This window comes from Longispora sp. NPDC051575, assembly GCF_040681875.1.
Taxonomy (GTDB): domain Bacteria; phylum Actinomycetota; class Actinomycetes; order Mycobacteriales; family Micromonosporaceae; genus Longispora.
Genome location: NZ_JBFAZP010000001.1, coordinates 531,493 through 554,117 on the forward strand (window position 1 = coordinate 531,493; position 22,625 = coordinate 554,117).

The following is a 22,625-nucleotide window of genomic DNA, read 5'->3' on the forward strand; positions in this document are numbered from 1 at the left end:
GGCGCTTCCTCGCCGGGCGGATCGGGGGTCAGGGGGCGGGGTAGACGGTGACGGCGATGCCGTAGCGCCGGCCCTCGTCACCGGAGTCGGGCAGCGCCTCCGGGGTGGTGGCGTCGTGCAGGATCTTCGCGATGGCCTCGACCTGCTCGACCGTCAGCCGGGCGTGCCGCAGGGCGAGCATCCGGGGCGCGGCCCCGCTGGCCGCCATCTCGGCGGCCACGCCCGCGATCACGTTCGAGGCGAGTTGCGGGGCCGCCTCCGCGACGGCCAGGGGCACGTGGGTCCGGCTGGCGGTCTTGCCGTAGTACTGCTCGACCCCGCCCTGCACCCGGCGGGTCCGGACGACCTCGACCAGCCCGGCCTCCCGCAGGACCCGCAGGTGGTAGGCGATCGTGCCGCGCACCGCGTCCAGCGCCACCGACAGGTCGCGCAGGGTGGACTCGCGTCCGTCCAGGGTCGACAGGATCCGCTGGCGCAGCGGGTGCCCGAGCGCCTTGAACTGGGCCGGCCCCGCCACCAGCCGTTCCGTGTCGTCCATGGGCTGAAGTGTTGAGGATCCCCGACAGTCTGTCAAGATCCATCTTTCCGGGGGTACCGGCCGGGCCGCGCGGCACCGTGCACCTGTTGCCGACCGGAGAGGTGGCCACGCGTGACCGTGCGGACCGCGACGCTGGTCCCGGCGGCTTCTACCGGGTGGGGTCGGCGAACGGGTCGTGGCCGGCGGCGAGCAGGTGCAGGAGCAGCGCGGCGATGTTGCGGGCGTCGTCGACCCCCCGGTGGTGCCGGCCCTCCAGCCGCAGGCCCGCGATGTCGAGCGCGGCGGCCATGCCGGGCCGGCGGCGCAGGCCGTGCGCCTCGGTGAACACGGCCTTCAGGTTGACGTGCCGCGCCCCGAACGGGTACCGGACCCCGCCGGGACCGCACTGGCGCTCGAACTGCCTGCGGTCGTAGTCGCCCCAGCTCAGCCAGGTCCGGCTGTCGGAGCGCTCCTCGGCGCGGAGGGTCGCGCAGGCGGTCGCGAAGTCCACGCCGGTGGCGACCTGGGCCGGGGTGAGGCTGGTGAGTTCGGTGCAGAACGCGCTGACGGTGGAGCGGGCCGGCCGGACGAGGATGCCCCGGGAGGAGATCCGGTCACGGGTGGCCAGGTCGACGACGCACAGGCCGATCTCGATGATCTCGTTCACCTGGCCGGGGGGCGGTTGGCCGGGCCAGCAGGTGGCTTCGACGTCGACGACGTTCACGTACCGGCCGTGTTCCTCCGTGCCTGCGGCGGTGCGTTCGGGGTTCTCGGGCATGCGGGGGACGGTAGCGGCGGACCGCCGGGCGGGCGAGCGGTTTGTCGACGACGGCGGCGCCCGACACCGGGCCGGTGGATCGGCGCGGTGTCGGGCGCGGCTCGGACGGTGCCGCCCGGATCGGCCGCTAGTCGGCGGCGCGGGCCAGCAGCAGGGACAGGTCCCGGCCGCCCGCCAGGGCCTCCAGGTCCGGTTCGCGCGCGGAGAGCAGGGTCGCCAGTCCCCCGGCCAGCCCGCCCGCGACCAGTCCCTCGGGGTAGAGCAGCAGCCGGTCGCCGGGGTCCAGGACGCCCTCGGACTCGTCGTACCCGACGCCCTCGGCGACCCCGAGGGGCAGGCCGAGCGGGCCGGCGAGCACCCGGGGGGCGTCCGCCGCCGGGTAGAGCAGCGGGATGACCTGGCCGGCGACGGCCCAGCGGACCGACCGGCCACCGGCGGCGACCCGGGCGGCGACCATGGTGGCCATCCGGCCCGGCTCGCGTTGGCGCAGGTAGGCGTTGAGGCCGGCCAGCAGGCCACCGGGCGCGAGGCCGGCGACCGCGTACGCCGCCGCCGCGTGCCGGAGCCGTTGGGCCGCCGCGACCGCCCCGTCCCCGGCCACCTCGCCGACGAGGAGCACGGTGCCGCCGTCGGGGGCCGGCACGACGTCGTACCAGGTGCCCAGGCCGCCGGGCCGGCCCGCCACGGACAGCCCGGCGCCGTCGTGCCGGACGGGCGGCGGGGCGAGGAGTTCGTCGAGGAGCCGGTGCCGGCGGGCGGCGGCGGCCATCCCGGACTGCGGGTCGCGGGTACCCGTCGGCCGGGTGTCCGTGATGTCCTGCACCGTGCCGAGCACTCCCCACAGGGTGCCGTCGGGGTCGGTCTTCGGTTCGGCGGTCAGCCGCAGCCGCCGGCCGGCGAGGGGGCCCGCGCCGCGCACCTCGGTGCGCAGGGTCCGGCCGCCGCGCAGCGTGTCGTCGACGGCCTTGGGCACGCCGGCCAGGTCGTCGGGGTCCACGAACCGGTCGACGTCGTCGAGGGCCAGCGGGCCGTCGGCGGGACGGCGGCCGGCGAGGCGGTACAGGCCCGGGGACCAGCGGGTCTCGCCGGTGCGCAGGTTCCACCAGAAGGAGCCCGCGTCGACGACCTCCTCGGAGAACAGCAGCTGCTCGTGCAGCAGGTCCGACTCGGAGTGCGCCCGCCAGGTGACCAGCACCCGGTCCCACAGCCGGGCGGCGTGCAGGTCCACCAGGTACGAGCCGCGCACGCCCTCGCGCTCCGGGGTGACCCACACGTCGGCGAGTTCCAGGGACTCCCCGGTGCGGACCACCTCGGCGAGCGCCGGCAGCAGTACCTGGCTGCCGAGCTGCGGCAGGACGGTCAGGACGCTGCCGTCGGACGCGTCGAGGCCCTCGGCGGCGACCAGTTCCCAGGCGGCCGGGCTGCCGCACTCGGCGTGGAAGTCCACGATCCGGTCGTCCTCGTACTCGGGCACCAGGACGACGGCCGGCCGGCGCAGCGACTCGACCAGCAACGGCAGCACGCTGGCGTCGCTGCGACCCTCGGCGACCCCCTCGTGCGGGGAACCGGGTCCGGGGGCGGCCAGCTCGGCGAACCGGCGGGCGCACGGGTCGGCCAGGGCGTAGAGGTAGGCGCAGATCTCGTCGTCGACCTCCAACGGGGCGTCCCAGCCCAGGGAGATGACGCCGACGACCCGGTCGTCGTGCAGCAGGGGCAGGGCGAGGACGGCCCGGGACACCCACCAGTCCTCGGAGGCGTCGGTCACCAGTACCGGCGAACGGGTCTGGGTGGCGGCGACCATCGGCAGGTCCTGGATGGGCGGCACCCGCTCCCACTGGCTGCGGGACTCGGCCGACAGGCCGGAGGCGCCGACGAGCAGCAGCGCGCCGTCGGCCTCGCTCTCCATCACGATGACGGTGGCGGGCGGCGGCCAGCCGGCGGAGCTGTCCTTCAGGGTCTCGGCCAGCTCGTCGTAGGAGCTGGCGGTGGCGACCCGGGCCGACAGCAGCTGGTGCTGGGCCCGCAGCGCCTCCAGGTCGGCCGACACGGGCACCGGGGCCGGCCGGGGCACGTCGGGCGCCGCGAGCTGGTCGAGGGCCTCCAGGCCGGGCAGACAGCCGTCGTCGAGGGCCGCGGGGGCCGGGGCCCGGGTGGCGACCAGCGCGGCCGCCAGTTCCACGAGCTTGACGTTGCTGTGGGTGGACAGCTGCACGAGCTGGTCGAACGCCGCCTGCGGGTCGATGGCCATCCGTTCGACCAGGACGCCCTTCGCCTGTTCGATGACGGCCCGGTTGCGCATCGCACGGCGCAGTCCGTCCCGCTCGCTGCGGAGGCGGGCCACCATGCCCGAAAGCGCTTCCACCGGGTCCGTACTCGCCGGTACTTCCTCCGTCATGGCCCCATCCGATCAGCCGTCCGAACTTTTGTCCAGCCGAGCACACCGCGCGTGACGCCTCGTAAGCGTAGTGTGAGAACCGGCAGGCGCGCACGCTCCGGAGTCCAGGACAGGCCCCGGCGCGAAGGCCCTCCAGCGGCGCTCCAGCAACGGGCACCGACACCGTAATCCCACTCTGTGACCGCGGTGCCGCACGCCCCGCGGAGATCGCTGGAGGTGGACGTCGTGTCGACTACCGCCCTTCCCACCCGACCGGTCGGGGACAGGGTCACCCGGCCCTCCGACGACCGGAACCGACCCGTCGAGGACCGGATCGCCGGCCTCCTGGACCACCTCGCGGACCTCCCCGCCGGCCACCCCCGCCGGGAGGCGCTCCGCGCGGACGTCATCTCCGCCGCGCTGCCCATGGCCGACCGGCTCGCCCGCCGGTTCGCACACCGGGGCGAGGCCCTGGAGGACCTGGTGCAGGTCGCCCGGGTCGCCCTGGTCCGGTGCGTCGACGGGTACGACGCGACCCGCGGCCCCGGCTTCACCGCCTACGCCGTGCCCTGCATCGCCGGCGAGCTCAAACGCCACTTCCGGGACCGGGCGTGGAGCGTGCGGGTACCGCGCCGGTTACAGGAGACCCGGCTCGAACTCAACCAGGCCGTCGGGCTGCTCGGCCAGCGCCTGGGCCGCACGCCCACGGTGACCGACCTGGCCGGGTACCTCGGGCTCAGCGAGGACGACGTGCGCGCCGGGCGGGACTGCGCGGCGGCGTACACGGCGGTGTCGTTGCAGTCCCCGGTCGACTCCGGTGCGGAACTGGGCGACCTGCTCGGGGCCGAGGACCGCGAGCTGGAGGTGGTGGAGACCCGGGAGAGCCTGCGCCCCCTCCTGGCCCGGCTGTCGGGGCGCGAACGCCGGATCCTCGCGCTCCGGTTCGGCGAGGACCTCACCCAGTCGGAGATCGCCGACCGGGTCGCCCTGTCCCAGATGCACGTGTCCCGGCTGCTGCGCGGGGCGCTCGACCAGCTCCGGACCTGGATGGCGACCGGGGGCTACGCATGAAACCGGGGCCGTCCGGGTAGTCCGGTGCTACGGACAAAGGAGGCGGCCCCACATGACCGAACTCGTCCGGAGCCTGATGACCCGGTTCCCGGTATGCCTGCCGCCGACCGCCTCCGTGGCGGAGGCGGCGCGGAAGATGCTCGACCACCAGATCGGCAACGTCCTCGTCACCGACGGGGGCAAGCTCTGCGGCATCGTGACCGACCGGGATCTCGTGGTGCGCGGCATCGCGGCCCACGCGGGGGCGGGCGCGCCGATCGGCGACCTGGCCAGCCCGCACCCGCAGGTGCTGCGGCCGGAGGATCCCCTGGACTACGCGGTGCGGTTGATGCGGGAGAACGCCGTGCGCCGGTTGCCGGTGTGCGGGGAGGAGGGGCATCCGGTGGGGATCCTGTCCCTGGGGGACGTGGTCACCGACCGCACGCCGACCTCGACGCTGGCCGCGATCTGCACGGCCCCACCGAGCACCTGAACCCCCCGACCACCTTTCACGGGTACCGGGGGCGGGGTACCGTGTCGGCCGTGACGGCTTTCGACTGGGGCGGCTTCGAGGATGCCGTGACCGAACGGATCATCGGCGCCGCCCGGGACCTGCTGACCGGAGCGGCCGGCCAGACGCCGTACGCCCTCGCGCTGTCGGAGTTCTACGCCGAGACCGCCGGAGTCATCTACCTTCCCCTGCTGGCACTGGCCACCGAGGAGTCCGTGCCCGATCGCGACTGCCGGTTCAGCCCGCCCGACTGGGTACACGTCGCCGACGAGTGGGCCGCCGCCCCGCCCGTGGACGACTGGGCCCGCCGACTGATCGAGGCCGTCGACGGACTGCCCCGGGCCCGCTGGCAGGAGTGCCACGGACGCTACGAGCGGACGATGCTCGACGCCATGGCGCGGGCGAAGAGGTCCCTGGTCGCCGACGGCCTGCTGGCCCCCTCGGTGGTGTGCTACCTCGACGACGAGGAGGGCCGCCTGCTCCGGCGTTCGGTCACCGACGCCGAGCTGGTCGAGCACTTCCCGTACTACGCCGACGCCGCGACAGCAGAGGCCGAGCTCGTCGCGCTGCCGGCCGCCGCGCGGGCGACCCGGCTGGCGGCGGCCGCCGGCCTGGTCCCCGGGCCCGCGCGGGCACCGGGCCCACTGGGCTCCGAACGGGCGACCCAGCTCCTCCTGGAACTGGGCGCGGACGCCGTGCCGGCCGTGATCGACGGCCTGGCCCACCCCGGCACCCGGTGGAAGGCCGCCAAGCTGCTCGCGGACCTGCACCTGCCCACCCCCGAGGTGCTCACCGCGCTCCACGCCCACCTGCGCGGCGACGACGAGGAGCCCAACCGCAACTGGGTGGCCGTCGCACTCGCCCGCCTCGGCGCGGGCCACACGCTCCTCGACCGGGGGGATCTGCCCGCGAGCACGGTGGCCTGTGGGATCGCCGGGCCGTACCGGTCGTTCCGGGACCATGCCGTCGGGCACCTGCCGCTGGACTACGGCCTGCTCGGTGCCGCCCTCGCCCGCGCCGACCTGGCGCCGCTGCTCGCCGAGGAGCTGGCACCCGGCCGCGGGGAGTGCACCCTCGACGCCGCCGACCTCCCCGGCGCGGTCGCCGGGCTCGACGCACCGCACGCCCTGATCCGCCGCCACGCGGTATCGGTGCTGAGCTGGGCCCTGGGACCGGTAGGCGACCTCGAACTGGAGGACGGGGTCCGCGCCACGGCACTGGACAGGATCCGCGCGATGGCCGTAGCGCCGACCACCTGGGCTGAATAGGGATAGGGTCCGCGGCTATGGACATGATGAAGGGCGAACAGATCGCCGAGGCCGATCTGGCCGACTGGCGCAAGCTGGCCCAGGGGCTGCATGCCCGCTACGTGGTCGGCGATTTCGGCACCGGCGTACGGTTCGTCGCCGCGGTGGGCGAGGCCGCCGACGCGCTCGGCCACTACCCGCGCGTGTCGATCGGCGACGGGTACGTCGACCTCAAGCTGATCACCGACGACGCCATCTACCGCGACGACGAGGGCACCGAACACGTCATCGAATGGGTGACCCAGCGAGACGTCGACCTCGCCCGACGGATCACCGAGATCGCCGCCGACCACAGGGTCGACGCCGACCCGGCCTCCGTCAGCGTGATCGAGCTCGGCCTCGACACGGCGAACTCCGCGACCATCGCCCCGGTGTGGGCCGCGCTGCTGACCGGGAACCCCGGGGCCCAGGGCCACGGATCCCCCAGCGACGAGATCCGCGACGCCACGGGACGGGTCCCGAACCTGTGGTTCGCCGACACCGACGAGCACCAGACCCCACGTCAGAAATTCCACATCGAGGTCTATGTGGCACCCGAGGTGGCCGACCAACGGATCGCCGCCGCCCTCGCCGCGGGTGGGACCATCGTCGATGACAGCAACGCGCCCTCGCTCACCGTGATCGCCGACCAGGACGGCAACACGGGAATCGTATGCGTCGACGTGTCCGCCGCGAAGAAGGCCTGAACCACCAACCCGGTTGACGCACGGCCCGGGAAACGGCAACGGCGGAGCCGGGCGGCGCGCCGGGTGGTCGTACCCGTCGGAGGGGTTCAGGCTGTCTTGCGGCGCCGGGCCGGGGCCTTCTTCGCGGCCGGGGCGGGCGCGGCGGCCTTCTTCGACGTGGCCTTCTTCTCCGGTTCCGGCACGGCCTTCAGCGCCCGCTTGGCCGCCGTCTTCTTCGGCGGCGCGGTCTCGGCCCGGGCGGAGGCGCGCGGGGCGGAGGCCCGGGGCTCGACGGCCTCCGCGTGCCCGGCGCGGGCCTGCGCGACGCTCGCCTTCAGCGCGGCCATCAGGTCGATCACCTTGCCCTCGGGGGCCTCCACGGTGGGCGGCGCGACGGTCTCCCGGCCAGCGATCTTCGCGTCGATGACCTCCTGCACGGCGGCCCGGTACTGGTCGGAGAAGTCCGCCGGCGCGAAGTCCCCGCTCATCGACTCGATCAGCGAGGCGGCCATGGCCAGCTCCTGCGGCCGGACGTGCACGTCGTCCTCCAGGAACCCGAAGTCGGGGGTGCGCACCTCGTCGGGCCAGAGCATGGTGTTGAGGACCAGCACGTCGTCGCGGACCCGCAGGGTGGCGAGCTGTTCGCGCTGGCGGAGGGCGACCTTGACGATCGCGACCCGTTCGCCGGTGCGCAGCGCGTCGCGGAGCAGCACGTACGGCTTGACGGCGATCTTCTCGGGCTCCAGGTAGTACGCCTTGTTGTAGAAGATCGGGTCGATCTGGTCGGCGGGCACGAACTCCAGCACGTCCACGGCGCGCGAGGAGCTCAGCGGCAGGTGCGCCATGTCCTCGTCGTCGAGCAGCACGAGTTCGCCGCCGCCGATGTCGAAGCCCTTGACGATGTCGGCGGTCGTGACCTCGGTGCCGCACACCTCGCACGTCTTCTTGTAGCGGATGCGTCCGCCGTCGGCGCGGTGCACCTGATGGAACCGCACGTCCTTCTCCTCGGTGGCCGAGTACAGCTTGACGCTGATCGCCACGAGGCCGAAGGACACGGCGCCCTTCCAGATCGCCCTCACCAGGCCAGCATCGCACGATTGGCCCTCATCGACCTGTTGAGCTGGGAAAATGGGGGGATGCCCGCGCCGATGGCTCCGATGCTGGCCACGAACGGCCCGCTGCCCACGGGCGGGAACTGGGCGTTCGAAGCCAAATGGGACGGAGTGCGGTGCCTGGCGGCGTTCGAGGCCCGGCTGCGGCTGTGGGCCCGGTCCGGCACGGAGATCACTCTGCGGTACCCGGAGCTGGCCGACCTGGTCCTGCCGGCCGGCACCCTGCTCGACGGCGAGATCGTCGTCCTCGACAACGGGGTGCCGCGTTTCGAGCTGCTGGCCTCGCGGATGCACACCGACCGGCCCCCGGCGGCGCTGGTCGCGAAGCTGCCGGTGACGTACATGGTGTTCGACGCGCCCCGGCTGGCCGGCGAGGACCTGTGCGCGCTGCCCTACGAGGCCCGCCGGGCCCGCCTGGAGGCCCTCGCAGTGGACCATCCGCGTGTCCTGGTGCCGCCGAGCTTCGACGACGGGGCGGCCACGTTCGTCGCGTCCCGGGAGCTGGGGCTGGAGGGCGTGATAGCGAAGAGACTCTCCTCCGGGTACCAGCCGGGGGCGCGCAGCACCGACTGGGTGAAGCACAAGCACGAGTACACGATGGACTGTGTGGTCGGGGGTTGGCGGCCCGGCGCCCGGCGGATCGGCGCGCTCCTCGTCGGCAGCCCCACCGACGGCGGCCTGGTCTACCGGGGCCGGGTGGGCGGCGGCATCTCGGCGGCCACCGAACGGCACCTCCTGGACCTGCTGGAACCCCTGGAACAGCCGACGTCGCCGTTCGCCGAGCTGTTGCCGGCCGAGGACCGGCGCGGGGCGCACTGGGTGGCCCCGCTGGTCACGGTGGAGGTGGCCTACGGGGAGGAGACCCTGGCGGGCCGGCTGCGGTTCCCCCGGCTGCGCAAGGTGGTCGACGATGCCTGAGGAGTGGGTCCGGAATGCCTGACCGGGTCGCCGTGGACGTCGAGGGCCGGGTGCTGCGGCTGTCCAGTCTGGACAAGGTGATGTACCCGGACGGGTTCACCAAGGCCGAGGTCCTCGACTACTACACCCGGATCGCCCCGGTGCTGCTGCCGCACCTGTCGGGCCGGCCGGTGACCCGGATCCGGTTCCCGCACGGCGCCGCCTCGGAGAGCTTCTTCGAGAAGAACTCCCCCGCCGGCCGGCCCGACTGGGTGCCGACGGTGACGGTGGGCGACGTCGAGTATCCGCTGGTGCAGGACCTGGCGACCCTGGTGTGGCTGGCGAACCTCAACGCGCTGGAACTGCACGTCCCCCAGTGGCGGACGGGTGACCCGGAGCATCCCGACCGGCTCGTCATCGACCTCGACCCCGGACCGCCGGCCGGGCTGGCCGAGTGTTTCGCGGTGGCCCTGCGGCTCCGCGACCGGCTCGCCGCCGACGGCCTCGACGCGCTCCCGAAGACCAGCGGGCGCAAGGGCATGCAGCTGATGGCCGCGCTGCCCGGCGACCGGACGGCCGACGAGGTGTCCGGGTACGTGCGCGACATCGCCCAGGAGCTCGAACGCGCCACGCCCGGCGCGGTCGTGTCCCGGATGGCGAAGGCGCTGCGGCCCGGCAAGGTGTTCATCGACTGGAGCCAGAACAACGCGGCGAAGACGACCGTGGCCCCGTACTCGCTGCGGGCCACGGCGCACCCGACCGTGTCGGCGCCGTTCGGCTGGGACGAGGCGCCCCGGCTGTGGACCGCGCCGGAGGTGCTCGACCGGGTGGCCGCCGACGGGGACCTGTACGCGCCGCTGCTGGCGCGCGCGACCCGCCGGCCGCCGAAGGTCCGTCGGGCGTCCGGGCGCGACCCTGCCGAGGACCTGCGGGCCATCGCGTTCGCCCTGGAGCGCGCGGGCGAGGGCGCCTACCGGGTGCAGGCGTTCCGGCAGGCGGCCGACGCGGTGGCCGGGCTGGGCGGCACCGCGCTGGCCGCGCACCTGGCGGCCGGCACCCTGACCCACGTGCCCGGGATCGGGGCGGTCACCGCCGCCTGCGTCGCGGAGTCGGTGGCCGGCCAGGAACCGTCGTATCTGAAGAAGATCGGTGCCCCGGAGCCCACGGCCCTGCGGGCGGACCTGCGCGGCGACTGCCACAGCCACACGAACTGGTCCGACGGCAGCCACTCGGTCGAGGAGATGGCCCTGGCGGCGATGGAACTGGGCCACGAGTACTTGGTGGTCACCGACCACTCGCCGCGCCTGACCATCGCCCGGGGCCTGTCCGCCGAACGCCTCGCCGAGCAGCTCGCCGTGATCGCCGCCGTGAACTCCGTCCTCTGCCGCCGGCTGCGGGTCCTCGCCGGGATCGAGGTGGACATCCTGGCCGACGGCACCCTGGACCAGACCGACGAACTGCTCGACCGGCTCGACGTGGTGGTGGCCAGCGCGCACAGCGGCCTGCGTGAGGCCTCGCCCCGGATGACCCGGCGGCTGCTGCGGGCCGTCCGCGACCCCCGGGTGAACATCCTCGGGCACTGCACCGGCCGGCTGCGCTCGGAACGCAAGAACCGGCCGGAGAGCACGTTCGACGCGGCGGCCGTGTTCGCCGCGTGCGCCGAGCACCAGGTCGCCGTGGAGATCAACTCCCGGCCGGAGCGGCTCGACCCGCCGTCGCGGCTGCTCAAGGTCGCCCTCGACGCCGGCTGCCTGTTCGCCATCGACTCCGACGCGCACGCCCCCGGCCAGCTCGACTGGCTCGACAACGGCTGCGCGCGGGCCGAACGCGCGGGCGTACCCGTCGACCGGATCGTCAACACGTGGCCGGTGGACCGGCTGCTGCGCTGGTCCCGCCGTTTGCGGTCACCTCTGGGCGGGTAACCCGAGGCGAAAGCCAACCAGAGGAGGACACCCGATGTCCGACACAGTGAGCTTCCTGATGACGCCGAACCCGGTGTGCGTCCCGACCGACGCCACGCTCGCGCACGCCGCCGAGCAGATGCGCGACCACAACATCGGCGACGTACTCGTCGTCTCCGGCAGGATCCTCGAAGGCATCATCACGGACCGCGACCTCGTGGTCCGGGGCCTCGCCCTGCACGCCGACCCGCTGGTCACCACCGTGGGCAGCCTGTGCACCACCCGGCCGGCCGTCCTGGAACCCGACCAGCCCGTCGAGATCGCCGTGGAGATGATGCGCGACCTGGGCGTCCGCCGGCTCCCGGTGTGCGACGCCAGCGGCGCGCCGATCGGCATCCTGACCCTCGGCGACCTGGCCGTGGAACGCGACCCGGAGTCCGCCCTCGCCGACATCAGCGCCTCGCCCCCCACCGTCTGAGAGGACCCCACCGTGAGCAGACTCGTGCGCAACCTGATGACCCGTGGCCCGATCTGCCTGCCGGCGGACGCCACCCTGACCGAGGCCGCCGAGCACATGGCCGACCACGACATCGGCGACATCCTCGTCCTCGACGGCGCCACGCTGCGCGGCATCCTCACCGACCGCGACCTCGTGGTGCGCGGCGTCGCCGCCGGCCGGGACCCGGACTCCACCACCGTCGGGGAACTGGCCACCGGTCACCCCCTGGTGCTCGGCCCCGAGGACCCGGTCGACTTCGCCCTCCGGCTGATGCGCCGGCACGCCGTCCGCCGGCTGCCGGTGTGCGCGGAGGGCGGCCGGCCGGTGGGCATCCTGACCCTCGGGGACCTCGCGGAGGACCGGGCGCCCGCGTCCGCCCTGGCCGCGATCTGCGCCGCCGACCCGACCCCGTGGCCGCAGCACTCCGAACCGCCGGTGGCCACGAACCTGCTCTGAGCCGTTTGTGGGCGGTCGACCCCGGGTATTCGTGACATATGTCAGTCAAGGAGAACCAGCAACTGCTCGGAACCCTCAAGCGGGCCGCCGCCGGGTTGCAACAGGCGGGAGTGCCGTTCGCGCTGGCCGGCAAGTTCGCCGTGCACGCCCGGGGCGGTCCGCTGTCCGAACACGACGTGGACTTCGTCATCCTCGAGACGGACGCGACCCGCGCGGTGCAGGCCCTGGTGGACTGCGGGTTCCGCGCCGAGGACCCGCCCGAGGACTGGCTCGTCAAGGCCTACGAGGACGACCGGCTCGTGGACCTGATCTTCCGTCCCGTGGAGCGCCCGGTGACGGCGGAGACCCTGGCCGACACCGACCTGCTGCCCGTCCAGGGCATCCGGATCCCGGTGCTGTCGGCCACCGAACTGATGATCCACACGATGTCGACGTTCTGCGAGAACTACTGCGACTTCAGCCGGGCCCTGCCGACCGCGCGCTCGCTGCGCGAACAGATCGACTGGGACCGGGTCACCCGGGAGACCGCGCACTCGCCGTACGCGCGGGCGTTCCTGTTCCTCCTCGAACGGTTGGAGATCCTGGCATGACCGACGGGTACACGGTCGCCGCCGTCCGCCGGCTGCTCGCCGAGGACCACCGGATCACCGAGCAGGCCATCCGGGTCGAACAGCACGGCGAGGAGCTGCTGCTGTGCGGGGAGGTGGAGAGCGCAGAACGCCGCGAGCAGATCGAGGCGGCCGTGCTGCGCGCCTTCCCCGACGTCCGGGTGCACTGCGACATCGGCGTCCCCGGCACCCACCCGCCGCACGGTACGGAGGTGCTGTCGTGACCGGGGTCCGGGTCGCCGCCGTCGGGGACGTGCACCTCGACGCGGGCGTGGTCGGCCGGTACCGGCCCGCGCTCGACGAGCTGGGCGACCGCGCCGACGTGCTGCTGCTCGCCGGCGACCTGACCCGGCACGGCACCGCCGAGGAGGCGTACTGCGTCGCGGCCGAGTTCGGCGGCCTCGCCGTACCCGTCATCGCGGTGCTCGGCAACCACGACTACCACTGCGACGCCGAGAAGGAGGTCACCGGGATCCTGCTCGACGCGGGGATCGACGTGCTCGAACAGACCGGCACCGTGCTGGACGTGCGCGGGGTCCGGCTCGGGGTGGCCGGCGCCAAGGGCTTCGGCGGCGGGTTCGCCGGGAAGTGCGTGACCGAGTTCGGCGAGCCGGAGACCAAGGCGTTCGTCCGGCACACCCAGGCCATCGCCACCGGACTCGCCGCCGCGCTCGGCGCGCTGGACTGCGACGTGAAGGTCGCGCTCACCCACTACTCCCCCGTCGCGGACACCCTGGCCGGGGAGCCGCCGGAGATCTTCCCGTTCCTCGGCTCGTACCTGCTGGCCGAGGCCGTCGACGCCACGGGTACCGACCTGGCCGTGCACGGGCACGCGCACGCCGGCACCGAGCGGGGCCGGACCCCCGGCGGGGTACGCGTCCGCAACGTCGCGCACCCGGTGATCCGCCAGGCGTACGCGCTCTACGAACTGGCACCGACCCGCTGAGCCGGATCCGACGTGGACGGCGCCGCAGGTCCCGGGCGGGACGGAGCGCCCGCCCGGGTCCCGGGCGCGACACCCCGGCGTGGGAGCCCCGACGCGCCGGCCCGGCCTGACACGGGACGGCGCCTGCCGGCGGGTCCGGGCCGCACTGGCTAGGATGCCGGTTATGGAGCCAAGCGCGGCTTTTCCCGGCGAACCGGCCGATGTGGTGCGGGCCTTCGAGGACGTGCCCGCCATCCTGTGGGCCTTCGAGGGCCCCGAACACCGGGTCGTCGCCGCCAACCGCGCGGCCCGCGCCTCCACCGGCCACCGCGCGGACATCATCGGCCGACCGGTCCGCGAGGTGCTGCCCGAGCTGGAGGGCCAGCAGATCTTCGCGATGTTCGACGAGATCTACGCCACCGGGCAGGGCCGCTCCCAGCCCGAACTGCGGGTGCTGATCGACCGCGACGGCGACGGCGAGCTGGAGGAGGGCTTCTTCACGTACTCCGCGCAGCCCGCCCTGCACGCCGACGGCACGGTCCGGGGCCTGCTGGTGTACACGGTGGAGACCACGGAACTCGTCCGGCTGCGCAGGGCCGCGGAGGACCGGGCGGCCGTCTCCGAGCACCGGTACCAGGAGGCGCGCGACGTCGTCCTCGGCCTGCAACGCAACCTGCTCCCCCAGGGCATGCCGGTGCTGCCGAGGGTGCGGACGTCCGCGCGGTACCTGGCCGCCGGGGCCGACACCGCCGCCGGTGGGGACTGGTTCGACGTGGTCCCGCTGGGCGACGGCCGGGCGGCCCTGCTCGTCGGGGACGTCGTCGGGCACGGCGCGCCGGCGGTGGCGGCGATGGGCCAGCTGCGCGCGGTCGCGTTGCAGGCCCTGACCTCCGGCGCGGACATCGCCGAGACCCTGGCCCGCCTGGACGGGCTGGCCGCCCAGGTGCCGACGGCACGGGGCGCGACGGTGTGCCTGGCGGTGCTCGACCCGGTCGCAGGGGAGGTCCGCTACACGAGCCGCGCGCACCCCGCCCCGCTGGTGGTCGACCCGGACGGCGGGATCCGGTTCCTGCCCGGCGCGCCCGGCGGCCCGCTCGGGGCGGGCCAGGGGAAGGCCGAGGTGCACCGGGAGAAGCTGGCCCCCGGCGAGCTGGTGCTGCTCTACTCCGACGGCCTCGTCGAGCGCCCCGGGCGGACCCTCGCCGACGGCATGGCCCGGCTGTCCAAAGTGGTCTCCGCCGTGGTCCGCGACGCGGTGGGCGAGGACACGACCGTCCCCGCGCTGATGGTGGACCGGGTGTGCGCGCTGGTCGTGGAGCGCCTGGCCCTGTCCGGGTACTCCGACGACGTCACCCTGCTGGCCGCCGAACCCGTACCCCGCCGCGCGGACCTGAGTGTCGACTTCCCCGCGTGGAGCGGCGCCCTCAGCGGGCTGCGCACGTCGGTGGCGACCTGGCTGGCGGCGCTGGACATCACCGGGATGGACGCCGCCGGGCTGCAACTGGTCGTCGGCGAGGCGGCGGCGAACGCGATCGAGCACGCGTACCCGGCCGGCGGCCGGCACCGGATGCGGGTGGAGTGCCGGCTCGGCGAGGACGGCGTGGCGCACCTGACCCTGTCCGACGGCGGCCGGTGGCGGCAGCCCACCCCGGAGCCCCTGGGCCGGGGCTGGGGGCTGCGGCTGATGCGCGCGCTGGTGGACCGGGTGGAGGTGTCGGCGACCCCGTCGGGCACGGCGGTGACGTTCCACCAGCCGCTGCGCCGGGCGGTGCCGCTCGGCTCGGCCCCGACCCCGGACCGCGACACCGGGGAGCTGACCACGGACTTCGAGCGGCCGGTGCTGCGGGTCTTCGGGCCGGTGGACCAGGACACCGCCGAGCGGTTGCGGGAGGCGGTGATGGCGGCCAGCCGGGGCGGCGCGCTGCCGGTGGTGGTGGACCTGTCGGGGGTGACCCTGCTGGCCAGCGCGGGGGTGTTCCTGCTGCACCGACTGGCGGCGGACTCCGACGGGATGCGGCTGCTGGCCCCGGTCGGCGGGCCGGCGCGTCAGGTGCTCGAACTCACCGGGCTCGGGCACCTGCTGTGACGGGCGCGAGGAGCACCTCGGCGACGCCGCTGATCTCCAGCACCCGGCGGACCCAGTCCCCGGCGCCGCGCACGTCGAGCGAGCCGCCGAGCCGGGTCGCGTCCAGGTACCCGTCGAAGAGGGCTCTGATGCCGGTGGAGTCGAGGAACGCGACGGCGCCCAGGTCCACTGTGATCTCCGTGGCCCCGTCGCCGAGCGCGGTGCGGATCGCGGTCGACAACGCGGGTGAGGTGGTCATGTCGAGGTCGCCTTCGACCACGAGCCGGACGTGCCGTGCGGCCCCCGGGTGTTCCACCCTCAGTACTGCCATGACTACAGGATAGTCACCACCCCGAGGAGTTCGCGCAGTCGGGCCGCGTTGCGTTGGGCGTTGTCCGCGCAACAGTTGTTGAGCAGCACGTGTACCTCCTCGGTCCGCTCGGCGAGGGCGCGCAGGTGCCGGGCCCACTGCGACAGCTGGCGGTCGTTGTAGAGGTAGCGGTACCGCTCGTCCACGTCGCGGTTCGCCCACTGCCGACTGTGGCCGTGGAAGCGCACCACGGCGATGTCGGCGGTGGCCTCGACGACCGGCGGCACCGAGTTGCGGTGCCCCTGCGGCATGTCCACGCACACCAGCGGCAGGTCGTGCCGGCGCAGGAACGCGAGCGTCTCGGCCCGCCGGTCGCCCTCGAACCAGGACGCGTGCCGGAACTCCACGGCGATCCGGCGCGGCGCGCACCGTTCGGCGGCCTCCAGGAGCTGCCAGGCGTTGACGTCCCCGTAGGTGAACCACGGCGGGTACTGGAACAGCACCACCCCGAGCTTGTCCGCGTCGACCAGCGGGTCGAGCCCCTCCAGGAACCGGTCCCACACCTCCTGGTAGTCCCGGGGCGACAGGTCCTTCGGGTAGACGAACCGCCGGCCGGTGGTGGGCCGCATGTCCGGGGACAGCGCGTCGGGCTGGGTCGGGTGCCCGGTGAGCAGGCTGAACGCCTTCACGTCGAACGTGAACCCTGGCGGGGTGCGCTCGGCCCACAGCGCGGCGGTCCGGGCGGCCGGCGGCCCGTGGTAGGTGGTGTCGACCTCGACGATCGGGAACTGGTCGGCGTAGTGCGCGAGGCGTTTGGCGGGGGTGTCGGCGGCCCGTGGGTACCAACCGGACTCCAGGAGGGTCCGGTTGGACCACGAGGCGGTACCGATCCGGATCTCGCCCACTGTTCCCCCTCGCCCCTCGGTGCACCCCGATGACTGGTACCCGGTGGGACGGTTTTCAATCCCGGGGGGCCGGGCTCAGGTCCCCGCCCGGTGCGCCGCCGCGGCCACCACCAGGTCCTGCCAGGCCATCCCGACCCCCTTGAAGAACCGGGGCCGGTCCGTGCGCGGCGCCACCCGCCCGGTGACCAGGTCGGCGAGGTTCCCCCGGATGTGCTCCGGCCCGATCACGCCCCGCCCGATCGGCCCGAGCAGGTCGCCGGCCTCGCGCAGCGCCGCCGACCGCGCCTCGACCCACACGTCGGACCGGAGCACCAGGTCGTCGTCGGTCTCCCGGACGGCCGGTTCGTGCGAGCCGACGGCCACGACCGTCGCCGTGGGCCGCACCAGGGCGCCGGGGAACAGCGGGGTCGCGGCGGTCGTGCAGCAGCAGATCACGTCGGCGTCGGCGACGTCGTCGGGTACGCCGACCCGCGCGCCCCATTCCGCCGCGAACCGTTCCGTGCGCCCCGGATCGCGCCCGACGACGGTGACCCGGGTGATCGGCCGCACCGCCCGGACCGCCGCGATGTGCCCGGCGGCCTGCGGTCCGGTGCCGAAGACGAGCAGGTGCGCGGCGTCGGGGGCGGCGAGGCGCGTGAGGGCGACGGCGGAGGTGGCCGGGGTGCGCAGGCTGGTGAGTTCCGTGCCGTCGAGTGTGGCCAGCGGGCTCAGGGTGGCCGCGTCGAACAGCAGGTAGCGGGCCTGGATCCGGGGCAGGCCGAGGGCCGGGTTGCCGGGGGCGACGGTGGCGACCTTGACCCCGGCGTACCCGTCGTGGGCGCCGGGCATCAGGAGCACCTGGCCGGCCGGCAGGTCGACGATGCTCCGGGGCGGGTCGGCCTCGGGGTCCAGCCCGGCGCGCAGCGCGTCCTCGACGGCGGCGATCGCGGCGGACAGGCCGAGGTGTTCCAGGGCGCTCACCGGAGGACGAACCCGGTGCCGAGCGGGTCGGCCGGGTCGAGGTCGAACACCGACTCCCCGGTCCGGTACGCCATGCCGGTGATCTCCGTGACCGCCCCGTCCGGCCCGTCGGCGACGACCCGGCCGAGGAACTCGGTGCCCACGATCGAGCCGTGCCGCAGGGTCGCGCCGGCCGACAGGGTGCCGTCGGCGTGCAGCAGCGCCAGGCAGGCCGAGGTGCCGGAGCCGCACGGGGAGCGGTCCACCTGGCCGTCGGCGAAGACGGTGACGTTGCGTTGCCGCAGGTCGCCGGTCGCGGGGTCGGCGGCCCGGCGGTCGTGGAAGATGACGCCGTACAGGTCGCGGCCCGGCAGGTCGGCCTTGATCCGCCGGCCGGCCCGGATCAGTTCCGGCAGCGCGGCGGGTTCGACGGCGAGGCCGAGCGCGCCGGCGTCGAGGACGGCGTACAGCGCGCCGGAGTAGGCGAGGTCCACGGTGGCGCCCCCGGCGGGCACCCCGAGTTCGACCGGGCGGGACGGCACGTTGCGGAAGGTGACGGCGGTGACCCGGCCGGCCTCGGTGTCGACCAGCGCGGCGACCCGGCCGGAGGGGACGTCGATCCGGACCTCCACGGTGCCGGTGTCGGGCGCGGGGACCCGCCCGGACTCCACGGCCCACGCGCCGAGGGCGATGGTGCCGTGCCCGCAGGCGGTGGAGTAGCCGTCGTTGTGCCAGAACAGGACGCCGAAGTGCGCGCCCTCGTCGTCGGCGGGCACGACGAAGCCGCCGTACATGTCGGCGTGGCCCCTCGGTTCGCGGCACAGGAGTTGGCGCAGGTCCTCGACGTCGCGGCCGGGCGCGCCGGGATCGGCCTGGGCGAGCAGGAGGGCCGCGCGGCGGGCCGGGACGGTGCCGCCCGGGATCCGCTGGCCGGTGACGATCCGGAAGGGTTCGCCGGCGGTGTGGTAGTCGACGGTACGCACGCTCATGCTCAGTACTATGTCATATATTTCTCTGCCGGAGTCACCTGATCCACCCTGACCTGGCGGTTCTCGGGGTCGACCCCGGTGATCGCGTCCGAGGGGATCACCCTCTGTTGCCCCTCGGCGCGCACCACCAGCAGGTACGGCCCGAAGTCGCCGGTCGCCTCGTCCACGCTCCCGAGAGGGCCGTCGCGGCCGCTCACCTCGAAGCCGATCAACTCGCGCAGCGGCCCGTCGTACTCGGTCTCCGTCATCGCCGCCCCCCTCTGTTGGGTCGCCCTGGACCTACCCGGGACGGCGACCGACCAAACGGGCAGCTCAGACCCCAGATCAAACCTTCGCCACGGTCGGCCCGACGCGGGGCGTGGGTCACAGGTAGCGGAGGAGCCGTTCGTCGAGGAAACGGGTCAGGCCACGGATGCGGCCTTCGGCGAGGGTGAGGACGAACAGTCCGGCGGGCCTGCCGTCGTCGAAGGCGCAGGCGAGGGCCGGTTGGCCGTTCGCGCCGACGTGGTGGAGCCGGAACCGGTGGCCGGCCCGCCAGTCGGCGCCCGCCCGGAGGAAACCGGTGACCGCCGCCAGGCCGTGGTACTCGTGCGGGGCGGGTGGCATGGACAGCCAGACGTCGTCGGTGAGCAGCGCGACGACGGTGTCGATGTCGTCGGCGCTGTAGGCGTCGGCGAACCGGCGGACAAGGTCGGTGTCACCCGGTGCGGGCTGGCGGGAGACGCCGTCGCGGTCCCGGTCCACGGACGCGCGGGCCCGCTGGAGCAGCCCCTTCACCGCGGTGGGGGTCAGGTCGAGCATGGTCGCGGTCTCGGCGGCCGGGTACCCGAGCACGTCGCAGAGCACCAGGGCGGCGGCCTGGCGGGGTGGGACGCGTTGCAGGGCGGTGACGAAGACCAGTTCGATGGCCTCGCGGGCGCCGTAGCGGGCCTCCGGTCCCGGGTCGGTGGCCGGCATGCCCTCCAGGAGCGTGTCGGGGTAGGGCTGCAGCCAGGTCAGCTCGCCGAACCGGCTCGGCGTCGGGGGCGTGAACGGCGGGACGGGTGCCGGTGGCGGCCGCCGGGCACGGTCACGGAGAGCGTTGAGGCAGCGGTTGGTCGCGATCCGGTACAGCCAGGTGCGGACCGAGGCCCGGTGTCCGAAGTCGTCCAGGCCACGCCAGGCGGCCAGCAGGACCTCCTGGACGACGTCCTCGGCGTCGGTGACCGAACCCAACAGCCGATAGCAGTGCACGAGCAGCTCACGCCGGTGGGCCCGGACGAGGTCCTCGAAAACGATCTCGGCCACTACCGTTCCGATCCGCGCGCTCCCGGTGTCCGTACCTGTACCGACACCGGAAGGAATGACGATGATCAGCTCAGCATTGCAGATCGCCCTCGCCCACCACCGCGCCTGGATTGACAAGGACCTCGACCTGGCGATGAGCTACCTCGCCGACGACGTGGTCTGCGAGGCGCCGGCCGGCAGGATCGAGGGCGTCGAGGCCTACCGGGCGTTCCTCGCGCCGTTCGCCGAACGGCTGCTGATCAGGGCGGAGATGATCGCCGCGTTCGGCGATGAGACCACCGCCGTGATCATGTACGACACGGAGACCGTCCCGGTGGCCAGCGCGCCGGCGGCGGAGTGTGTCACGGTCCGCGACGGCCGGATCGTGCACAACCGGTTCCTGTTCGACCGCGCGCCGTTCGAGGCGGCCGCCCGCCGGCGACAGTGAGAAACGTTCGACGCGGACCTGACCGCGTGGGTGGACCGGGGGGTGCGGTACGCCGGGGCCTGCCACCGAAATAGGCCCCGGGCGTGGCTACAGCGTCACCGTCACCGACAGGCCGCCCGCGTGGTGCGCGACCACCGAGATCCGGCCGTCGTGCGCCTCCGCGATGGCCCGGGCGATCGTCAGCCCGAGCCCGTGGCCCACGGCGTGCCCCGGGCCGCCGGTGCCCCGGCCGCCCGGCGCCCGGCCCTGGTCGCGACCGACCGCCGACCGGCCCTGGCGCCGGTAGAACGGCTCGAACAGGTACGCCAGTTCGTCCTGGGGCACCACCGGGCCCGAGTTCGACACGGTCAGCGTCGCCCCGCCGGAATGGCCCGGCACGACGCCCACCGCCACCTGTCCCCCGGCGTGGTTGTGCCGGACCGCGTTGTGCACGAGGTTCACCAGCAGCTGGCGGAGCAGCTCCGGGTCCCCCGCCACCCAGGTCGCGGGCAGCCGGTGCAGGACGGCCACCTCCCGTTGGGCGGCCTCGGCGGCGACCTGGCCGAGCACCTCCCCGGCGAGCGCGGCGAGGTCCACGCTCTCCGTGCGGACCCGCGCGTGTTCGGCGCCGGCCAGGACCAGGAGCGCCTCGGTGGTGGCGATGCTGCGTTCGTTGGTGGCGAGGAGCTTGGGGCCCAGTACCCGGAAATCGTGGTCCTCGGGGTGGGCCAGCGCCACCTGGAGCATCGTGCGGGTCACCGCGAGCGGGGTGCGCAGCTCGTGGGCCGCGTTGGCCGCGAACCGCTGGTGCGCCCCGAACTCGCGCTCCAGCCGGGCCAGCATGCCGTCGAACGTGTCCGCGAGCCGCTTGAGCTCGTCGTCGCGGCCGGACAGCGCGATCCGCTCGTGCAGGGTGCCGGTGGTGGCGGTGTGCGCGGCGGCCGTGATCCGGGCCAGCGGGCTGAGCACCCGGCCGGCGACCACCCAGCACACGAACAGTCCCAGGCCCGTGACCAGCGCCAACCCGACGCCGAACGACCAGAGCAGCGAGGCGAGCACGTCGGCCTTGGACTCCACGACGATCCCGGCCGCCGGTCGGGCGTCCAACGGCACGGTCCGGGCCGGCTCCCAGGTGGGCAGCGGGCCGTCGACGGCGGTGATCCGGTAGCTGGGCACGTAGGTCATCAGGATGTAGACGACGGCGAGCAGGATCGCCTCGACGACGAGCATCAGGGCGCCGTAGGCGAGGGTCAGCTGGGCCCGGACGCTGAGCCGGGCGGTCACCGGGCCGCCCCGGGCCGGTGCGTGCCGGGCGTGGTCGGAGCGGCCCGGTCGGCCTCCAGGTAGTAGCCGGCGCCGGTGACCGTGTGCAGGACCGGCGGGTCGCCCAGCTTGCGGCGCAGCGTGGAGATCGTGATCCGCACGGCGTTGGTGAACGGGTCGGCGTGCTCGTCCCACGCCTTCTCCAGCAGGTACTCGGCGCTGACCACCCCGCCCTCGGCGCGCATCAGCAGGGTCAGCACGGCGAACTCCTTGCGGGTCAGCGGCAGGAACCGGTCGTCGCGGTACGCCTGCATCCGGTGCGGGTCGACCCGGATCCCGGCCCGGTGCAGGACGGGCGGCTGGGCGGGGGCGGTCCGCCGGCCCAGGGCGCGCAGCCGGGCGACGAGTTCGGGGAAGTCGAACGGCTTGACCAGGTAGTCGTCGGCGCCCAGTTCCAGGCCGGCGACCTTGTCCCGCAGTCCCCCGGCGGCGGTGAGCATCAGGATCCGGCACGCCGGCAACGTGCTCGCGATGTACCGGCACACGTCGTCGCCGTGCACCCCGGGCACGTCCCGGTCGAGCACCACCACGTCGTAGGCGTGCACGGCCAGGCGTTCCAGGGCGTCGTCCCCGTCGTGCGCCACGTCGGCGGCCATCGCCTCCCGGCGCAACCCCGACTGCAGCGCGCCCGCCAGGAAGGGTTCGTCCTCGACGACCAGTACCCGCATCGGCTCCTCCTCTCGGTCAGCACGCCAGCACAGCAGGCCGCGCCTATCGCGGACGTATGGCGATCGCCAGACGCCCACGAGACGCGGCCCGGACTCTAATGACCCCGCCTGGAAGGTCCCTGGCAACGAACGC

25 protein-coding genes and 1 pseudogene are annotated in these 22,625 nt (G+C 74.1%); 14 read left to right on the forward strand and 12 right to left on the reverse strand.

All coding sequences use genetic code 11. The annotated features are described in order from the left end of the window. Positions 1-28 precede the first annotated feature (28 nt). The 3 genes from AB0M43_RS02215 to AB0M43_RS02225 form a co-directional block, all read right to left on the reverse strand. Positions 29-538, reverse strand: coding sequence for a helix-turn-helix domain-containing protein (locus AB0M43_RS02215; RefSeq protein ID WP_363720329.1), 510 nt, complete (start codon positions 536-538; stop codon positions 29-31). Positions 539-686: 148 nt separating this feature from the next. Further along, positions 687-1,295: a 3'-5' exonuclease gene (locus tag AB0M43_RS02220; protein ID WP_363720331.1), complete on the reverse strand. Its 609-nt coding sequence runs from the start codon at positions 1,293-1,295 to the stop codon at positions 687-689. 127 nt (positions 1,296-1,422) lie between these two features. After that, positions 1,423-3,690, reverse strand: coding sequence for a SpoIIE family protein phosphatase (locus AB0M43_RS02225; protein WP_363720333.1), 2,268 nt, complete (start codon positions 3,688-3,690; stop codon positions 1,423-1,425). 225 nt (positions 3,691-3,915) lie between these two features. Between AB0M43_RS02225 and AB0M43_RS02230 the strand changes: the two genes are divergently transcribed. Genes AB0M43_RS02230 through AB0M43_RS02245 form a run of 4 tightly spaced genes read left to right on the forward strand, consistent with a single transcriptional unit; the run spans position 3,916 to position 7,223 of the window. Then, positions 3,916-4,740 carry a SigB/SigF/SigG family RNA polymerase sigma factor gene (locus AB0M43_RS02230; RefSeq protein ID WP_363720335.1) on the forward strand — a complete coding sequence of 275 codons (825 nt, stop codon included), beginning with the start codon at positions 3,916-3,918 and terminating at the stop codon, positions 4,738-4,740. 52 nt (positions 4,741-4,792) lie between these two features. Continuing rightward, the gene (locus tag AB0M43_RS02235; protein ID WP_363720337.1) at positions 4,793-5,212 is read left to right on the forward strand and encodes a CBS domain-containing protein; all 420 of its coding nucleotides are present in this window, start codon (positions 4,793-4,795) and stop codon (positions 5,210-5,212) included. A 50-nt stretch (positions 5,213-5,262) separates the two neighbouring features. Beyond that, positions 5,263-6,498: a DUF4303 domain-containing protein gene (locus AB0M43_RS02240; protein WP_363720339.1), complete on the forward strand. Its 1,236-nt coding sequence runs from the start codon at positions 5,263-5,265 to the stop codon at positions 6,496-6,498. A 17-nt stretch (positions 6,499-6,515) separates the two neighbouring features. After that, a complete protein-coding gene (locus AB0M43_RS02245; protein ID WP_363720341.1) occupies positions 6,516-7,223 on the forward strand; it encodes a 4a-hydroxytetrahydrobiopterin dehydratase in 708 nt (235 codons plus the stop codon). A gap of 86 nt (positions 7,224-7,309) precedes the next feature. Here the strand turns inward: AB0M43_RS02245 and AB0M43_RS02250 are convergent, their stop codons facing one another. Continuing rightward, complete coding sequence (locus AB0M43_RS02250; protein ID WP_363720343.1) at positions 7,310-8,281, reverse strand: Ku protein; 972 nt, start codon at positions 8,279-8,281, stop codon at positions 7,310-7,312. A 57-nt stretch (positions 8,282-8,338) separates the two neighbouring features. On the opposite strand from AB0M43_RS02250, the gene AB0M43_RS02255 reads away from it, so the two are divergent. From AB0M43_RS02255 to AB0M43_RS02295, 9 genes and pseudogenes are all read left to right on the forward strand, one after another. Next, a complete protein-coding gene (locus tag AB0M43_RS02255; RefSeq protein WP_363720345.1) occupies positions 8,339-9,232 on the forward strand; it encodes a DNA ligase in 894 nt (297 codons plus the stop codon). 14 nt (positions 9,233-9,246) lie between these two features. Then, a pseudogene (ligD, locus tag AB0M43_RS02260) lies at positions 9,247-10,074 on the forward strand (non-homologous end-joining DNA ligase); the annotation flags it as partial. Further along, a complete protein-coding gene (locus AB0M43_RS02265; RefSeq protein WP_363720934.1) occupies positions 10,072-11,133 on the forward strand; it encodes a PHP domain-containing protein in 1,062 nt (353 codons plus the stop codon). The pseudogene ligD and the gene AB0M43_RS02265, both read left to right, overlap by 3 nt. A gap of 34 nt (positions 11,134-11,167) precedes the next feature. Beyond that, the gene (locus tag AB0M43_RS02270) at positions 11,168-11,590 is read left to right on the forward strand and encodes a CBS domain-containing protein (RefSeq protein WP_363720347.1); all 423 of its coding nucleotides are present in this window, start codon (positions 11,168-11,170) and stop codon (positions 11,588-11,590) included. A 12-nt stretch (positions 11,591-11,602) separates the two neighbouring features. Then, positions 11,603-12,067 (forward strand): CBS domain-containing protein, encoded by a 465-nt coding sequence (locus AB0M43_RS02275; protein WP_363720349.1) that lies wholly within the window; start codon positions 11,603-11,605, stop codon positions 12,065-12,067. 38 nt (positions 12,068-12,105) lie between these two features. Next, the gene (locus tag AB0M43_RS02280; RefSeq protein WP_363720351.1) at positions 12,106-12,657 is read left to right on the forward strand and encodes a nucleotidyltransferase family protein; all 552 of its coding nucleotides are present in this window, start codon (positions 12,106-12,108) and stop codon (positions 12,655-12,657) included. Continuing rightward, positions 12,654-12,899: a hypothetical protein gene (locus AB0M43_RS02285; RefSeq protein WP_363720353.1), complete on the forward strand. Its 246-nt coding sequence runs from the start codon at positions 12,654-12,656 to the stop codon at positions 12,897-12,899. Before AB0M43_RS02280 ends, AB0M43_RS02285 begins: the two co-directional genes overlap by 4 nt. Continuing rightward, positions 12,896-13,621, forward strand: a complete 726-nt coding sequence (locus AB0M43_RS02290) for a metallophosphoesterase (RefSeq protein WP_363720355.1) — start codon at positions 12,896-12,898, stop codon at positions 13,619-13,621. Before AB0M43_RS02285 ends, AB0M43_RS02290 begins: the two co-directional genes overlap by 4 nt. Before the next feature lie 163 nt (positions 13,622-13,784). Beyond that, on the forward strand, positions 13,785-15,686 hold the full coding sequence (locus AB0M43_RS02295; protein WP_363720357.1) for a SpoIIE family protein phosphatase: 1,902 nt from the start codon (positions 13,785-13,787) through the stop codon (positions 15,684-15,686). Here the strand turns inward: AB0M43_RS02295 and AB0M43_RS02300 are convergent. The 6 genes from AB0M43_RS02300 to AB0M43_RS02325 form a co-directional block, all read right to left on the reverse strand. After that, positions 15,661-15,996 carry an STAS domain-containing protein gene (locus AB0M43_RS02300; protein WP_363720359.1) on the reverse strand — a complete coding sequence of 112 codons (336 nt, stop codon included), beginning with the start codon at positions 15,994-15,996 and terminating at the stop codon, positions 15,661-15,663. The genes AB0M43_RS02295 and AB0M43_RS02300 overlap by 26 nt on opposite strands. Positions 15,997-15,998: 2 nt before the next feature. Then, the gene (locus AB0M43_RS02305; RefSeq protein ID WP_363720361.1) at positions 15,999-16,880 is read right to left on the reverse strand and encodes a DUF72 domain-containing protein; all 882 of its coding nucleotides are present in this window, start codon (positions 16,878-16,880) and stop codon (positions 15,999-16,001) included. Positions 16,881-16,955: 75 nt separating this feature from the next. After that, positions 16,956-17,840: an ornithine cyclodeaminase family protein gene (locus AB0M43_RS02310; protein WP_363720363.1), complete on the reverse strand. Its 885-nt coding sequence runs from the start codon at positions 17,838-17,840 to the stop codon at positions 16,956-16,958. Next, positions 17,837-18,808, reverse strand: a complete 972-nt coding sequence (locus AB0M43_RS02315) for a proline racemase family protein (protein ID WP_363720365.1) — start codon at positions 18,806-18,808, stop codon at positions 17,837-17,839. The genes AB0M43_RS02310 and AB0M43_RS02315 overlap by 4 nt, the downstream gene beginning before the upstream one ends. An 8-nt stretch (positions 18,809-18,816) precedes the next feature. Continuing rightward, positions 18,817-19,056 carry a hypothetical protein gene (locus AB0M43_RS02320; RefSeq protein WP_363720367.1) on the reverse strand — a complete coding sequence of 80 codons (240 nt, stop codon included), beginning with the start codon at positions 19,054-19,056 and terminating at the stop codon, positions 18,817-18,819. A 115-nt stretch (positions 19,057-19,171) separates the two neighbouring features. Continuing rightward, positions 19,172-20,095, reverse strand: coding sequence for an RNA polymerase subunit sigma-70 (locus AB0M43_RS02325; RefSeq protein ID WP_363720369.1), 924 nt, complete (start codon positions 20,093-20,095; stop codon positions 19,172-19,174). Between the two features lie 61 nt (positions 20,096-20,156). Here AB0M43_RS02325 and AB0M43_RS02330 point away from each other — a divergent pair, with 61 nt between their 5' ends. Beyond that, positions 20,157-20,522: a nuclear transport factor 2 family protein gene (locus tag AB0M43_RS02330; protein ID WP_363720371.1), complete on the forward strand. Its 366-nt coding sequence runs from the start codon at positions 20,157-20,159 to the stop codon at positions 20,520-20,522. An 87-nt stretch (positions 20,523-20,609) separates the two neighbouring features. Here AB0M43_RS02330 and AB0M43_RS02335 read toward each other — a convergent pair whose 3' ends face one another. Then, complete coding sequence (locus AB0M43_RS02335; protein WP_363720372.1) at positions 20,610-21,785, reverse strand: HAMP domain-containing sensor histidine kinase; 1,176 nt, start codon at positions 21,783-21,785, stop codon at positions 20,610-20,612. Further along, positions 21,782-22,492: a response regulator transcription factor gene (locus AB0M43_RS02340; RefSeq protein WP_363720373.1), complete on the reverse strand. Its 711-nt coding sequence runs from the start codon at positions 22,490-22,492 to the stop codon at positions 21,782-21,784. The genes AB0M43_RS02335 and AB0M43_RS02340 overlap by 4 nt, the downstream gene beginning before the upstream one ends. Between the last annotated feature and the right edge of the window lie 133 nt (positions 22,493-22,625).

What these genes read in the sequence shown, in the direction of transcription:
- AB0M43_RS02320 (WP_363720367.1), bottom strand. Translation starts at nt 19,056, where the DNA reads ATGACGGAGACCGAGTACGACGGGCCGCTGCGCGAGTTGATCGGCTTC.
- AB0M43_RS02280 (WP_363720351.1), top strand. Translation starts at nt 12,106, where the DNA reads ATGTCAGTCAAGGAGAACCAGCAACTGCTCGGAACCCTCAAGCGGGCC.
- AB0M43_RS02300 (WP_363720359.1), bottom strand. Translation starts at nt 15,996, where the DNA reads ATGGCAGTACTGAGGGTGGAACACCCGGGGGCCGCACGGCACGTCCGG.
- AB0M43_RS02245 (WP_363720341.1), top strand. Translation starts at nt 6,516, where the DNA reads ATGGACATGATGAAGGGCGAACAGATCGCCGAGGCCGATCTGGCCGAC.
- AB0M43_RS02295 (WP_363720357.1), top strand. Translation starts at nt 13,785, where the DNA reads ATGGAGCCAAGCGCGGCTTTTCCCGGCGAACCGGCCGATGTGGTGCGG.
- AB0M43_RS02220 (WP_363720331.1), bottom strand. Translation starts at nt 1,295, where the DNA reads ATGCCCGAGAACCCCGAACGCACCGCCGCAGGCACGGAGGAACACGGC.
- AB0M43_RS02330 (WP_363720371.1), top strand. Translation starts at nt 20,157, where the DNA reads ATGATCAGCTCAGCATTGCAGATCGCCCTCGCCCACCACCGCGCCTGG.
- AB0M43_RS02215 (WP_363720329.1), bottom strand. Translation starts at nt 538, where the DNA reads ATGGACGACACGGAACGGCTGGTGGCGGGGCCGGCCCAGTTCAAGGCG.
- AB0M43_RS02270 (WP_363720347.1), top strand. Translation starts at nt 11,168, where the DNA reads ATGTCCGACACAGTGAGCTTCCTGATGACGCCGAACCCGGTGTGCGTC.
- AB0M43_RS02315 (WP_363720365.1), bottom strand. Translation starts at nt 18,808, where the DNA reads ATGAGCGTGCGTACCGTCGACTACCACACCGCCGGCGAACCCTTCCGG.
- AB0M43_RS02235 (WP_363720337.1), top strand. Translation starts at nt 4,793, where the DNA reads ATGACCGAACTCGTCCGGAGCCTGATGACCCGGTTCCCGGTATGCCTG.
- AB0M43_RS02225 (WP_363720333.1), bottom strand. Translation starts at nt 3,690, where the DNA reads ATGACGGAGGAAGTACCGGCGAGTACGGACCCGGTGGAAGCGCTTTCG.
- AB0M43_RS02255 (WP_363720345.1), top strand. Translation starts at nt 8,339, where the DNA reads ATGCCCGCGCCGATGGCTCCGATGCTGGCCACGAACGGCCCGCTGCCC.
- AB0M43_RS02340 (WP_363720373.1), bottom strand. Translation starts at nt 22,492, where the DNA reads ATGCGGGTACTGGTCGTCGAGGACGAACCCTTCCTGGCGGGCGCGCTG.
- AB0M43_RS02285 (WP_363720353.1), top strand. Translation starts at nt 12,654, where the DNA reads ATGACCGACGGGTACACGGTCGCCGCCGTCCGCCGGCTGCTCGCCGAG.